Raw genomic sequence first — 12,661 nt, 5'->3', positions numbered from 1 at the left:
TTTTGACAGGCAAAAAAAAGCCCATCACAGGGGATGGGCAAAGACTACACACAGCAATTCTTTACGCTACTCAGGGGAAATTAGGGCGTTTAGAAATCAGTAACTTGATTTCCAACATAGGAAACATGGTATTCACACGGCTCGCTGGCGTCTTTAAGAATCCTCTTATTAGTTTAAAGGAAATAATATTTTGAGGGCTAGGGAGAGCGTTTCGGACCGTTATTATGTTTAGAAAGTAATCATTTTAAGGCGGGAGAGGGGCTAAAGGCGTAAAACATGCGTTTTATCTTAAAGTACGCTAATGAAAAAAAGGCTGGCGATATCTTAATCAGCCAGCCCACTTAACGAGTACTAATCATATAAAAGGAGGGATCAGGGCTTTTGCTCCGGTGATTCACTTACCACGCTTAGCGGATCGGCCTGCGGCGCAGGCACTTCATGCATCCAGACAGAGACCAGTCGGTAAGAGACAGCCAGCACAACCGGCCCGATAAACAGGCCGATCATACCAAACGCGATTAATCCCCCAATAACGCCGGACAGAATCAGAATCAGCGGCAGATCGGCGCCCATACGAATCAGCACCGGCCGCAAAATATTGTCCAGCGTGCCCACAACACAGCTCCAGATCAGCAGTACCGTGCCCCAGGTGGTGTCTCCACTCCAGTAGAGATAAACAATCGCGGGCACCAGCACCAGCAGCGGGCCGATCTGCACCAGGCAGCAGAGGATCATCAACACGGTCAGCAATGTGGCGTAGGGGATACCGGAAACGGCTAACCCGATACCGCCCAGTACGCCCTGCACCAACGCAGTGACGACAACGCCCAGCGCCACCGCGCGTACTGCCTGTCCGGCCAGCAATACGGCAGCATCACCGCGTCGGCCAGCCATGCGCCAGGCAAAATGCCGGATGCCCTGTGCCGCCTGCTCACCGCGCCAGTAGAGCAGTACGCTGAACAACAGCATCACGGCCAGGTGGATCATAAAACGGCCAAAGTGCCCGGCCTGCGCCACAAAAAAACCGGTGGTACGGCCAACATAAGGTTGTAACTTCGCCATGATCGCTGCGCCGCCGCCCGCCACCAGTTTCTGATAACTGGCATACAGTTTCTCACCCACCATGGGAATATCGTTGAGCCAGCTCAGAGTGGGTAACATATGTCCCTGAGTCGCCCAGGCGATGACCGGTGCGCTGTTATCTATCAGGCTGTTAACCAGCAGGGCAACCGGGATGATAAACAGCAGGAGCAGCAGGATAGTCATCACAATGACCGCCAGCGAACGCCGCCCCCACAGCAGGCGCTGTATCTTCAGCATCAGGGGCCAGGTGGCAATAACCACCATGCTTGCCCAGGCGAAGCCCAATATGAATGGCTGGACAACCCACAAGCACGCGGCGATCAGGAGTAAAATAAAAATCAGGGTAAATAACATCTGGGGAAGATCAATCTGCCGTTCCAGGCTTTTCATCTTGTGCGTTACCTCATTGGAATTCGTCAACTCAGGGGATGACGCTGCCCCGTAATCATGGGCTATTTCAGGGCGTTTAAACAGGCTTGTAAAGAAAAGGTTTCAGCCCTTCCTGAAAAAACGACAGCGCGGTGGGAAATGTGATAAAACTGAGGATTAAAGCAAGATACAGACGCAAACCTACACAACATCTTTGGTCACATACTCCATGATCCCACAGATTTCTCAGGCACCGGGTCTTATCCAGCGGGTGCTGACATTTCTTGAAACCCTCAAAGCGCAGGGTTTCACCGGCGATACCGCCACCAGCTACGCCGACAGACTTTCGCTTTCAACCGATAACAGCATCTATCAGCTCCTGCCCGATGCGGTGCTTTTCCCGCGCTCGACGGCAGACGTGGCACTGATAGCCCGACTGGCGGGTGAAGCGGCGTTCTCCAGTCTGGTCTTTACCCCGCGCGGTGGCGGCACCGGGACCAACGGTCAGTCGCTCAATCAAGGCATCATTGTGGATATGTCGCGCCACATGAACCGCATCCTGGAAATCAACACCGAACAACGCTGGGTGCGCGTCGAGGCTGGGGTAGTCAAAGATCAACTTAATGCGTACCTGAAACCTTTTGGTTTCTTCTTTTCACCGGAGCTCTCCACCAGTAACCGCGCCACCCTGGGCGGCATGATTAACACGGATGCATCCGGTCAGGGCTCGCTGGTCTACGGTAAAACCTCTGACCATGTTTTAGGACTCAGGGCCGTGCTGCTCGGCGGCGATATTCTGGATACCCGACCGGTGCCTACCGCGCTGGCTGAAAATCTGGCGCAAACGCCCACGCCTGAAGGCCGAATTTATCAGCAGGTGCTCACCCGCTGCCGTGAGCATCGCGAACTGATTCTGGAGAAGTTTCCTAAGCTCAACCGCTTCCTGACCGGTTACGACCTGCGCCACGTGTTTAGCGATGACATGCAGACCTTTGACCTGACGCGGCTGCTGTGTGGTGCAGAGGGAACGCTGGCGTTTATCAGCGAAGCCCGTCTGGATATCACGCCGCTGCCCAAAGTCCGGCGCGTGGTTAATATTAAATATGACGCCTTCGATTCTGCGCTTCGCAATGCCCCCCTGATGGTCGAGGCGCAGGCGCTGTCGGTGGAAACGGTTGACTCGAAAGTGCTCAATCTGGCACGGGAAGATATTGTCTGGCACTCCGTGCGCGAGCTGATTACGGCTATCCCGGATAAAGAAATGTTAGGGCTGAATATCGTTGAGTTTGCCGGGGATGATGCCGGGCAAATCGATCGGCAGATCACACAGCTTTGCGCCCGTCTGGATACGTTGATGACGCAGCAGCAGGGCGGGGTGATCGGCTATCAACTCTGTGACGATCTGGACGGTATTGAACGCATCTATAACATGCGTAAAAAGGCGGTGGGCTTACTCGGTAATGCCAAAGGCCGTGCCAAACCGATCCCCTTTGTTGAAGATACCGCCGTTCCACCTGAACACCTGGCCGACTATATTGTTGAGTTTCGCGCGCTTCTGGACAGCCATGGTCTGAGTTATGGCATGTTCGGTCACGTGGACGCCGGCGTGCTGCATGTCCGTCCGGCCCTGGATATGTGCGATCCCCATCAGGAAATGATGATGAAGCAAATTTCCGATGAGGTGGTTGCCTTAACGGCACGCTATGGTGGCCTGCTGTGGGGAGAACATGGCAAGGGATTCCGTGCGCAGTACAGTCCGGCCTTTTTTGGCGAAACGCTGTTTAACGAGCTGCGCCGCATTAAAGCAGCCTTCGATCCCCACAATCGTCTCAATCCCGGTAAGATTTGTACGCCTTTCGACAGCGAGGCGGCGATGATGCAGGTAGATGCGACGAAACGGGGCAGCTACGATCGTCAGATCCCCCTTCAGGTACGAGAAACCTGGCGCGGTGCGCTTGAGTGCAACGGTAACGGATTGTGCTTTAACTTCGATGCCCGCAGTCCGATGTGCCCGTCAATGAAAATCACCCGTAACCGCATTCACTCGCCGAAGGGGCGCGCGACCTTAACGCGGGAATGGCTTCGGTTGCTGGCAGAGCAGGGCGCCGATCCGGTGATGCTGGAGAAAAAGCTGCCGGAAAGTTCCCTGTCGCTTCGCGCGCTGATAAGCAGAATGCGCAATACCTGGTATGCCAATAAAGGGGAATATGATTTTTCGCATGAGGTGAAAGAGGCGATGTCCGGCTGCCTGGCCTGTAAAGCCTGCTCGACCCAGTGCCCCATAAAAATTGACGTTCCGGCCTTCCGCTCGCGTTTTTTACAGCTTTACCATACACGCTATTTGCGCCCGTTCAGCGACCATCTGGTGGCGGGCGTAGAAAGCTATGCGCCCCTGATGGCGAAAGCACCGGGGGTGTTTAACTTTTTCCTGAAACAGCCCTGGGCGACCTCATTCAGTAAGACACACATTGGCATGGTCGACCTGCCTTTATTGTCCTCGCCTACGCTCAAGCAGCAGTTGAGTGGTCATCCGGCGATGAATATGACGCTGGAGCAGCTCGAAGCGCTCAGTGAAACACAGCGAGCCCAAAAAGTGCTGGTGGTGCAGGATCCCTTTACCAGTTTCTATGAAGCCAAACTGGTACATGATTTTATCCGACTGATTGAGAAACTGGGATACCAGCCCGTTCTGCTGCCGTTCTCACCCAACGGCAAAGCGCAGCATGTGAAAGGCTTTTTGCAACGCTTTGCGCGTACGGCCAGTAAAACAGCCGATTTCCTGAATCGCGTGGCAAAGCTGGGCATGCCGATGGTGGGGATCGATCCGGCAACGGTGCTCTGTTACCGCGATGAGTATCACCAGATGTTGGGCGAGGCCCGTGGCGATTTCAACGTGCTTCTGGTACATGAGTGGCTCCATCAGGCGCTGCAGGAACGTGAGGTGCAGGTCACCAGCGGAGAAGCATGGTATCTGTTTGCTCACTGTACCGAAGTGACCGCTCTGCCGGGCACGCCCGGTCAGTGGCAGGCGATCTTCTCACGCTTCGGCGCAAAGCTCGAAAACATCAATGTGGGCTGTTGCGGCATGGCCGGCACCTACGGTCATGAGAGCCAGAACCTGGAGAACTCCCTGGGAATTTATGCGCTGTCATGGCATCCGCAATTGCAGAAACTGCCGCGCCAGCGCTGCCTGGCAACCGGTTTTTCCTGTCGCAGTCAGGTCAAGCGCGTGGAGGGCAACGGCATGCGTCATCCTCTTCAGGCACTGCTTGAGTTAATCTGAAAAGGTGAGGCGACGCCGGACGCAGGTTGGATTAGAATATCCAGCCTGCGTGCCTGACGAATTCACTCTGCAATACGGTGGCTTGTTCCCATTCACCGGTTATCGCGAGTTGATGACACAGCTGAGTCAGGGAGAGTCGCGCCAACTGGTAAGCCTGGATGCGAAACAGCCGGTCACGATCCGGGTTTTGCATCTCCTCGACCAGCCGGTGGTGAAGTTTGCCCATGGCATGCAGATAACTCAGGTCATCGCCGTTCAACTGGCAGATCTCTGCCATGTCTAAACAGGTATCGTTAAACTGACGCAGTTGCTGAATCGTACATTCAGCCCGGTTGAGTTTGGCCTGTGCCAGGTAAAAATCAACGGTGAGATCGCGAACCGAAAAACGGTATTCATCGAGTTTATGTTGAAGCCAGGCTGAAACCGATAACGACATAACGCGCCTCAATGTTGAATGATAATAATTATCATATTCAACTGGAGCGGGAATGCAATTCCCCGGCAAGAAATTTTTTTCGATTTATCTCACCTGTCGGTATAATCGGAAATAACAATCTGTTTACATGCCAGAAAGGCGTAACCTATCAATACAGGCATTATCGTAAAGGTGCCATTTAAAAATTTACGATTTATTAACAGGTTACAGAACCCGAATTCAGTGGACGCTCGCCGATGCAAGCCTGGCTGCAGCGACTATGCTTAAGAAATGAGCTGTAAAAATAGCATCTTATGATTATCCCTGCAAAACAAGAGGTTGAAGTGATTTGTCAGATCACTACCATAGGGGGATAGCCTGAAAAGGTCCGGACTCAAGAGGTATCAACATGTCATCCGTGAATGCAGACTCTTTCTCACCCGACGAGTATGTGTGGAAAGGGTTAACGCTGACTGAAACCGCAGCGAAACAAATTCTAAATCTGGCCGCAGAAAACCCAGAAGTCAAGGGCCTGCGTTTAGCAATTAAACAATCCGGCTGTGCCGGTTTTGGTTATGTAATGGATCTGGTGAAGCAGCCAGAAGAGGATGATCTGCAGTTTAGCTACTACGGCGCAACCTTGTTTGTGCCGCTTCAGGCAATGCCGTTTATCGATGGCACCGAAGTGGATTATGTTCGCGAAGGCCTGAATCAGATTTTTAAATTCAATAACCCTAAAGCTCAGCACGCCTGCGGGTGCGGTGAAAGCTTTGGCGTCGAGTAAGTGAAATATGTCACGACACAGCGAAACATCTGACGATGTACAAATGTGGGAAGGTAAGCTCAATTATAAAGAGGGCTTCTTTACCCAATTGCAAACCGAAGAATTTGCCAACGGCATCAATGAAGATGTGGTACGGGCAATTTCGGCTAAGCGTAACGAGCCAGAGTGGATGCTGGAGTTTCGTCTTAAAGCCTTTCGTGCCTGGCTGGAAATGGAAGAGCCGCACTGGCTGAAAGCGCATTACGAAAAGCTGGATTATCAGGACTACAGTTACTACTCCGCGCCATCGTGCGGAAACTGCGATGACACCTGTGCGTCTGAACCGGGCGCGACCCAGGCATCGGGCAGCGCCCCGGCCAGTGATTATCTGACGCAGGAAGTTGAGAACGCGTTTAATCAGTTGGGCGTTCCGGTACGTGAAGGTAAAGAAGTGGCCGTTGACGCCATCTTCGACTCCGTATCCGTATCCACGACCTATCGCAGCAAGCTGGCCGAGCAGGGAATTATCTTTTGCTCCTTTGGCGAAGCGATCCACGATCATCCAGAGCTGGTGAAAAAGTACCTGGGTACCGTGGTGCCACCCAATGATAACTTTTTTGCCGCGTTGAACTCTGCGGTAGCCTCCGACGGTACTTTCGTCTACATCCCGAAAGGGGTGCGTTGCCCGATGGAGCTGTCTACCTATTTCCGCATTAACGCTGCGAAAACCGGTCAGTTCGAACGTACGATTCTGATTGCAGATGAAGACAGCTACGTGAGCTACATCGAAGGCTGTTCCGCGCCCGTGCGTGACACCTACCAGCTGCACGCTGCGGTGGTAGAGGTCATCATTCATAAGAACGCGGAAGTGAAATATTCCACCGTTCAGAACTGGTTCCCGGGCGGTGAAGGCGAGGGCGGTATCCTCAACTTCGTCACCAAGCGCGCCCTGTGCGAAGGGGATTACAGCAAAATGTCGTGGACGCAGTCGGAAACCGGCTCGGCCATTACCTGGAAATATCCAAGCTGTATCCTGCGTGGCGATCACTCCGTGGGCGAGTTCTACTCGGTGGCACTGACCAGCGGACGCCAGCAGGCGGACACCGGTACCAAGATGATCCACATCGGCAAAAATACGAAGTCGACGATTATCTCTAAAGGTATTTCCGCCGGGAAAAGCCAGAATACCTACCGTGGCCTGGTAAAAATCATGCCCACGGCCACCAACGCACGTAACTTTACGCAGTGCGATTCCATGCTGATTGGTCCGGATTGTGGCGCGCATACGTTCCCGTATGTTGAAACCCGTAACAATACCGCTCAGCTGGAGCACGAAGCCACCACCTCACGTATCGGCGAAGATCAGATGTTCTACTGTCTGCAACGTGGCATCAGTGAAGAAGATGCGATTTCGATGATCGTGAACGGTTTCTGTAAAGACGTATTCTCTGAGCTGCCGCTGGAATTTGCAGTGGAAGCGCAAAAACTGTTAGCCATCAGCCTTGAGCACAGTGTGGGCTGATTGACGCCGTCACACGCGTTGCCGGAAGCAATGTGAAGGAATAAGCATGTTAAGTATTAAAGATTTACAGGTTAGCGTTGAAGACAAAGCGATTTTACGTGGTCTGAACCTTGAGATTAAGCCCGGCGAAGTTCATGCCATCATGGGACCGAACGGTTCGGGTAAGAGTACGCTGTCTGCGACCCTGGCCGGACGTGAAGACTATGAAGTCACCGGCGGTTCCGTAACCTTTAAGGGCAAGGATCTGCTGGAGCTGGAACCTGAGGAACGTGCAGGCGAAGGCATCTTTATGGCTTTCCAGTACCCGGTTGAAATCCCCGGCGTCAGCAACCAGTTTTTCCTGCAGACCTCCGTGAATGCGGTGCGTAAATACCGTCAGCAGGACGAGCTGGATCGCTTTGATTTCCAGGACTTCATTGAAGAAAAAATCGATCTGCTGAAAATGCCAGAAGATCTGCTGACGCGTTCCGTTAACGTAGGCTTCTCCGGTGGTGAGAAGAAGCGTAACGATATTCTGCAGATGGCGGCGCTGGAACCCGATCTCTGCATTCTGGATGAAACCGACTCCGGTCTGGATATCGATGCCCTGAAAATCGTCGCCAATGGCGTAAACAGCCTGCGTGACGAAAAGCGTGCATTTATCATCGTAACCCACTATCAGCGTATTCTGGACTACATCAAGCCAGACTTCGTACACGTGCTGTATCAGGGTAAAATCGTAAAATCAGGCGATTTCTCGCTGGTGAAACAGTTGGAGGAGCAGGGCTATGGCTGGCTTACCGACGAAGAGTGATACCGCGCTGCAACAGTGGCACCACCTGTTTGAATCACGCGGTGAAATGCGTTCAATGCAGGCTCAGCAGCACTGGCAGCAGTTAATGCGTTTGGGCTTGCCCACCCGCAAACATGAAAACTGGAAATACACGCCGCTGGATGGCCTGCTGGCACATCACTTCGTGTTGCCTGAGGCGCACGAGCTCAGCGCTACGCAGGTTGATGCACTGTCGCTCCCGCTGGATGCCGTACGTCTGGTTTTTGTCGACGGAAGATTCCAGCCTGCGCTGAGTAGCGGCGATACCGAACTGTTCGAGATTCAGCACAGCGTTGCGGCCGAGCGCCGCGACCTGCCTGCAGCCGTGCAGCCGGAGATTTTTCTGCACCTGACCGAAAGCCTGGCTGAAGAAGTGACGCATATTCGGCTGGCGCGTGGCAAGGCGGCGGCACGTCCGCTTTATCTGCTGCATATCACCAGCGGCAAAGACGACGGCATGAACACGGTTCATCATCGTCATCATCTGCAACTGGAAGAAAGCGCAGAAGCGGAAGTGATTGAGCACTTTGTCACGCTAAACGACAGCGCGCATTTTACCGGCGCCCGTTTCACCTTTGCCGTTGCGGACAATGCCAGGCTTCGTCACACCAAGCTGGCTTTTGAGAGCAGCAAAAGCTATCACTTTGCCCATAACGACATAGTGATCAACCGCGATGCGCAGGTGACCAGCACCAGCTTCTTACTGGGTGCTGGCCTGAGCCGTCACAATACCAGTACGCAGCTCAATGGTGAAAATACTCAGCTGTCCCTGAACAGCCTGGTGCTGCCGGTGAATCAGGAAGTGGCGGATACCCGCACCTATCTTGAACACAACAAAGGCCACTGCCTGAGTCGCCAGATGCATAAAACCATCGTGCGTGACAAAGGCCGTGCGGTGTTTAACGGTCACATCAAAGTCGCGCAGCACGCACTCAAAACTGACGGACAGATGACCAATAACAACCTGTTGTTAGGCCGTCTGGCGGAAGTGGATACCAAGCCGCAGCTGGAAATTTACGCGGATGACGTGAAGTGCAGCCACGGGGCGACCGTAGGCCGTATTGATGACGAGCAGATGTTCTACCTGCGTTCTCGCGGCATTGAACAGGACGCGGCGCAGACCATGATCATCCATGCCTTTGCTGCCGAGTTAACCGAAACGCTGGATAACCCAATTCTGCGCCAGGCTGTGCTGCAGCGCATCGCGCAGCGCTTCCCGGGAGGCGACTCATGATGAACTTCGATCTCGAGCGTATCAGGGCGGATTTTCCCATCCTGAAGCGTGAGGTCAACGGTCATCCGCTGGCCTACCTTGACAGCGCCGCCAGCGCACAGCGTCCTCTGTCGGTCATCAATGCCGAAAGTCATTTCTACCAGCACGGCTACGCGGCCGTGCACCGCGGTATTCACACGCTCAGCCAGCAGGCGACCAGCGATATGGAAAACGTTCGCCAACAGGCGGCACGTTTTCTCAATGCATCGTTGTCGGAAGAGATTGTTTTTGTAAAGGGTACGACGGAAGGGATCAATCTGGTCGCCAACAGCTGGGGCGGCAGTCAGCTTCAGCCCGGTGATAATCTGATTATCACGCATATGGAGCACCATGCGAATATCGTGCCCTGGCAGATGGTGGCAGAGCGCTGCGGTGCCGAGATCCGGGTGCTGCCGCTGACCGACAACGGTGAGCTGGCGCTGGACCAACTGGCTGGTTTGATCGACAGCCGGACCCGCTTACTGGCGGTGACGCACGTTTCAAACGTGCTGGGCACGGTTAACCCGGTGAAAGCGATCGTCGCGCAGGCCAGAGCGGCTGGCGTCGTCACGCTGATTGACGGGGCTCAGGCTGTGATGCATAACACCGTTGACGTGCAGGACATCGACTGCGACTTCTATGTCTTCTCCGCCCACAAGCTCTATGGCCCGAACGGCATTGGCGTACTTTATGGCCGCAAGGCACTTCTGGATGCCATGCCGCCGTGGGAAGGTGGTGGTTCGATGATTGGTGAAGTCCTGCTGCCAACCGGTACCACCTGGAATACGGCGCCATGGCGCTTTGAGGCCGGTACGCCAAACACCGGCGGCATTATTGGGCTGGGTGCGGCGCTGGACTATGTGCAGGCGCTGGGGCTGGATACGATTCATCAGCGTGAAACCGCATTGATGAACTATGCCCTTGATAAACTCTCATCCGTACCTGATATTCAGATTTACGGTCCGCAGCAGCGCGCAGGCGTGATTGCTTTTAACCTTGGCAAACACCACGCGTTTGACGTCGGCAGCTTCCTTGATCAGTACGGTATTGCGATTCGCACCGGACATCATTGCGCAATGCCGTTACTGCGCCACTATCAGGTGCCGGCGATGTGCCGTGCTTCCTTCACCTTCTACAACAGTGAAGAAGAGGTCGATCGCCTGGCGGCCGGCCTGACGCGTATTCATCGTCTGCTGGGCGGTTGAGCAGAGTAAACGGAGTGATTAATGGCGACGTTGCCAGAAAAAGAGAAACTGGTGCGCAACTTCAACCGTTGCGCCAACTGGGAAGAGAAGTACCTCTACATCATTGAATTGGGTGCCAAACTTCCGGAATCATCTGAAACACTGCATCAGCCCGAATATGCCATTACGGGCTGCCAGAGCCAGGTGTGGATCAAGATGACACCGCAGGCAGATGGCACCATCGGCTTTGAAGGTGACAGTGATGCAGCCATTGTTAAGGGATTGATAGCTATCGTATTTAGTCTCTATCAAAACCTGCAGCCCGCTGACATTGTGGCGCTGGATGTGCGCCACTGGTTCAGCGAACTGGCCCTGGTTCAGCACCTCACGCCAACGCGTTCGCAGGGGCTGGAAGCGATGATTAAGTCAATTCGCCATACCGCTCAGAACCTCAGCTAAGATACACTTCAAAGACGCCATCCGGCGTCTTTTTACTATCTGACGAGAAAACCGCATGAAACCTGCTTTGCGTTTAGCTGGTGCATTGCTGCTGACCTGTTTTGGGCTCTCTGCACCCGTTTTTGCCACGGAATACCCGTTACCGCCCGCCGACAGCCGCCTGATTGGTGAGAATGTGGTGACCCAGGTACCGGATAACAAACGTCCTCTTGAAGAGATTGCTGCGCGTTATCAGGTCGGGCTGCTGGGCATGTTGGAAGCGAACCCCGGTACCGATCCCTGGTTACCGAAACCGGGCACCCAGTTGACCATTCCTCTGCAGATGATTCTTCCGGACACGCCGCGTGAAGGCATTGTGGTGAACCTGGCCGAACTGCGGTTGTACTATTATCCAAAGGGCGAAGACAAGGTTATCGTGTATCCCATTGGCATTGGTCAGATGGGGATCGTCACGCCCATTATGGTGACCAGCATCAGCCAGAAAATACCCAATCCTACGTGGACGCCCACGGCGAATATCCGCAAGCGCTATGCCAAAGAGGGCATCACGCTGCCCGCCGTCGTGCCAGCAGGCCCGGATAACCCCATGGGGCTGCATGCGCTGCGTATGGCGCGTGGAACAGGCCAGTATCTTATCCACGGCACCAATGCCAATTTTGGTATCGGTATGCGCGTCAGTTCAGGCTGTATTCGTTTACGTACCGAGGATATCGAAGCGCTGTTCAATAGCGTGCCGGTAGGGACGCGGGTACAGATTATTAACCAACCGGTAAAGTTCAGCGTTGAACCGGATGGTAAGCGCTACGTTGAGGTGCATCAGCCGCTGTCACGTAATGAGAAGGAGGATCCGCAAACGGCTCCGTTAGCGCTCAGTGCGGACTTCAGATCCTTTATGAAGAGCGAGAAGAGTGACAGAGCGTTGATTAAAGCCACGCTGACGCGTCGCTCAGGCATGCCTGTGCTGGTCAGTGCGGGTGAGCCGATACAGGATGAGGCTGCGGCCTCTGCGTCATCCCAGCGCGCTGTGGGCGAGTAGGGCGGACGTCGTTATCCCAAACTGCAGACAAAAAAAATGGTGCCACAAGGGCACCATTTTTAAAACCAGAACTCTTACTTACGGTAAGAGTGAGCCTGGTTGTCCAGACGCTGGTTAGCGCGAGCTGCGTCATCTTTAGCAGCCTGAACGTCAGAACGCACTGCGTTCACGTCGTTGCTCAGCTGGTCAACTTTAGCGTTCAGAGTCTGAACGTCTGAAGACAGCTGGTCGATTTTAGCGTTGCTTGAGCAACCAGCCAGCAGAGTTGAACCCAGGATTACCGCGCCCAGTACCAGTTTAGTACGATTCATTATTTATACCCTCTAGATTGAGTTAATCTCCATGTAGCGTTACAAGTATTACACAAAGCTTTTTAACTTGAGAATAATTTTTTGATAAGAACATGCTTAAACATGATCGTTCGCTCAAAGAAGCAGCGAATTGAAGAACAACATAAAAAAATTTAGCTAAAACAGAGAGATTT

11 protein-coding genes and 1 other RNA gene are annotated in these 12,661 nt (G+C 53.7%); 8 read left to right on the top strand and 4 right to left on the bottom strand.

Annotated features, from left to right (window positions below; all coding sequences use genetic code 11):
- Window positions 1-9: 9 nt before the first annotated feature.
- Together rprA and ydiK are read right to left on the bottom strand one after the other, a co-directional pair.
- Window positions 10-118: antisense sRNA RprA (gene rprA / locus NXS97_RS03885), an RNA gene on the bottom strand.
- Window positions 119-372: 254 nt separating this feature from the next.
- Entirely contained in the window at window positions 373-1,473 is a 1,101-nt protein-coding gene (ydiK, locus tag NXS97_RS03880) for an AI-2E family transporter YdiK (RefSeq protein ID WP_014605961.1), read from the bottom strand.
- Window positions 1,474-1,681: 208 nt separating this feature from the next.
- Between ydiK and NXS97_RS03875 the strand changes: the two genes are divergently transcribed.
- The gene (locus NXS97_RS03875; RefSeq protein WP_029568726.1) at window positions 1,682-4,735 is read left to right on the top strand and encodes an FAD-binding and (Fe-S)-binding domain-containing protein; all 3,054 of its coding nucleotides are present in this window, start codon (window positions 1,682-1,684) and stop codon (window positions 4,733-4,735) included.
- 31 nt (window positions 4,736-4,766) lie between these two features.
- On the opposite strand, the gene NXS97_RS03870 is transcribed toward NXS97_RS03875, so the two are convergent.
- Window positions 4,767-5,171, bottom strand: a complete 405-nt coding sequence (locus NXS97_RS03870) for a hypothetical protein (RefSeq protein WP_019105314.1) — start codon at window positions 5,169-5,171, stop codon at window positions 4,767-4,769.
- A gap of 388 nt (window positions 5,172-5,559) precedes the next feature.
- On the opposite strand from NXS97_RS03870, the gene sufA reads away from it, so the two are divergent.
- Genes sufA through NXS97_RS03835 form a run of 7 tightly spaced genes read left to right on the top strand, consistent with a single transcriptional unit; the run spans window position 5,560 to window position 12,177 of the window.
- A complete protein-coding gene (gene sufA / locus NXS97_RS03865; protein ID WP_013025593.1) occupies window positions 5,560-5,934 on the top strand; it encodes a Fe-S cluster assembly scaffold SufA in 375 nt (124 codons plus the stop codon).
- 7 nt (window positions 5,935-5,941) lie between these two features.
- Window positions 5,942-7,435 carry a Fe-S cluster assembly protein SufB gene (gene sufB / locus NXS97_RS03860; RefSeq protein WP_013025594.1) on the top strand — a complete coding sequence of 498 codons (1,494 nt, stop codon included), beginning with the start codon at window positions 5,942-5,944 and terminating at the stop codon, window positions 7,433-7,435.
- 46 nt (window positions 7,436-7,481) lie between these two features.
- The gene (gene sufC, locus NXS97_RS03855; protein ID WP_013025595.1) at window positions 7,482-8,228 is read left to right on the top strand and encodes a Fe-S cluster assembly ATPase SufC; all 747 of its coding nucleotides are present in this window, start codon (window positions 7,482-7,484) and stop codon (window positions 8,226-8,228) included.
- Window positions 8,203-9,480: a Fe-S cluster assembly protein SufD gene (sufD, locus tag NXS97_RS03850; protein ID WP_116219699.1), complete on the top strand. Its 1,278-nt coding sequence runs from the start codon at window positions 8,203-8,205 to the stop codon at window positions 9,478-9,480. Before sufC ends, sufD begins: the two co-directional genes overlap by 26 nt.
- Window positions 9,480-10,703 (top strand): cysteine desulfurase SufS, encoded by a 1,224-nt coding sequence (gene sufS / locus NXS97_RS03845; RefSeq protein WP_116219700.1) that lies wholly within the window; start codon window positions 9,480-9,482, stop codon window positions 10,701-10,703. Before sufD ends, sufS begins: the two co-directional genes overlap by 1 nt.
- Window positions 10,704-10,724: 21 nt before the next feature.
- Window positions 10,725-11,141, top strand: coding sequence for a cysteine desulfuration protein SufE (gene sufE, locus NXS97_RS03840; protein WP_014593602.1), 417 nt, complete (start codon window positions 10,725-10,727; stop codon window positions 11,139-11,141).
- Window positions 11,142-11,196: 55 nt separating this feature from the next.
- Complete coding sequence (locus tag NXS97_RS03835; RefSeq protein WP_013025599.1) at window positions 11,197-12,177, top strand: L,D-transpeptidase family protein; 981 nt, start codon at window positions 11,197-11,199, stop codon at window positions 12,175-12,177.
- Between the two features lie 74 nt (window positions 12,178-12,251).
- On the opposite strand, the gene NXS97_RS03830 is transcribed toward NXS97_RS03835, so the two are convergent.
- On the bottom strand, window positions 12,252-12,488 hold the full coding sequence (locus tag NXS97_RS03830; protein WP_006118977.1) for a major outer membrane lipoprotein: 237 nt from the start codon (window positions 12,486-12,488) through the stop codon (window positions 12,252-12,254).
- Between the last annotated feature and the right edge of the window lie 173 nt (window positions 12,489-12,661).

It is taken from the genome of Pantoea sp. B623, from assembly GCF_024814475.1.
Lineage (GTDB): Bacteria > Pseudomonadota > Gammaproteobacteria > Enterobacterales > Enterobacteriaceae > Pantoea > Pantoea ananatis.
This window is presented reverse-complemented; position numbering and strand designations above follow the sequence as displayed.

Excerpts from the sequence above, each read along its gene's own strand:
- ydiK (WP_014605961.1), bottom strand. The coding sequence starts at position 1,473 with ATGAAAAGCCTGGAACGGCAGATTGATCTTCCCCAGATGTTATTTACC.
- NXS97_RS03875 (WP_029568726.1), top strand. The coding sequence starts at position 1,682 with ATGATCCCACAGATTTCTCAGGCACCGGGTCTTATCCAGCGGGTGCTG.
- NXS97_RS03870 (WP_019105314.1), bottom strand. The coding sequence starts at position 5,171 with ATGTCGTTATCGGTTTCAGCCTGGCTTCAACATAAACTCGATGAATAC.
- sufA (WP_013025593.1), top strand. The coding sequence starts at position 5,560 with ATGTCATCCGTGAATGCAGACTCTTTCTCACCCGACGAGTATGTGTGG.
- sufB (WP_013025594.1), top strand. The coding sequence starts at position 5,942 with ATGTCACGACACAGCGAAACATCTGACGATGTACAAATGTGGGAAGGT.
- sufC (WP_013025595.1), top strand. The coding sequence starts at position 7,482 with ATGTTAAGTATTAAAGATTTACAGGTTAGCGTTGAAGACAAAGCGATT.
- sufD (WP_116219699.1), top strand. The coding sequence starts at position 8,203 with ATGGCTGGCTTACCGACGAAGAGTGATACCGCGCTGCAACAGTGGCAC.
- sufS (WP_116219700.1), top strand. The coding sequence starts at position 9,480 with ATGAACTTCGATCTCGAGCGTATCAGGGCGGATTTTCCCATCCTGAAG.
- sufE (WP_014593602.1), top strand. The coding sequence starts at position 10,725 with ATGGCGACGTTGCCAGAAAAAGAGAAACTGGTGCGCAACTTCAACCGT.
- NXS97_RS03835 (WP_013025599.1), top strand. The coding sequence starts at position 11,197 with ATGAAACCTGCTTTGCGTTTAGCTGGTGCATTGCTGCTGACCTGTTTT.
- NXS97_RS03830 (WP_006118977.1), bottom strand. The coding sequence starts at position 12,488 with ATGAATCGTACTAAACTGGTACTGGGCGCGGTAATCCTGGGTTCAACT.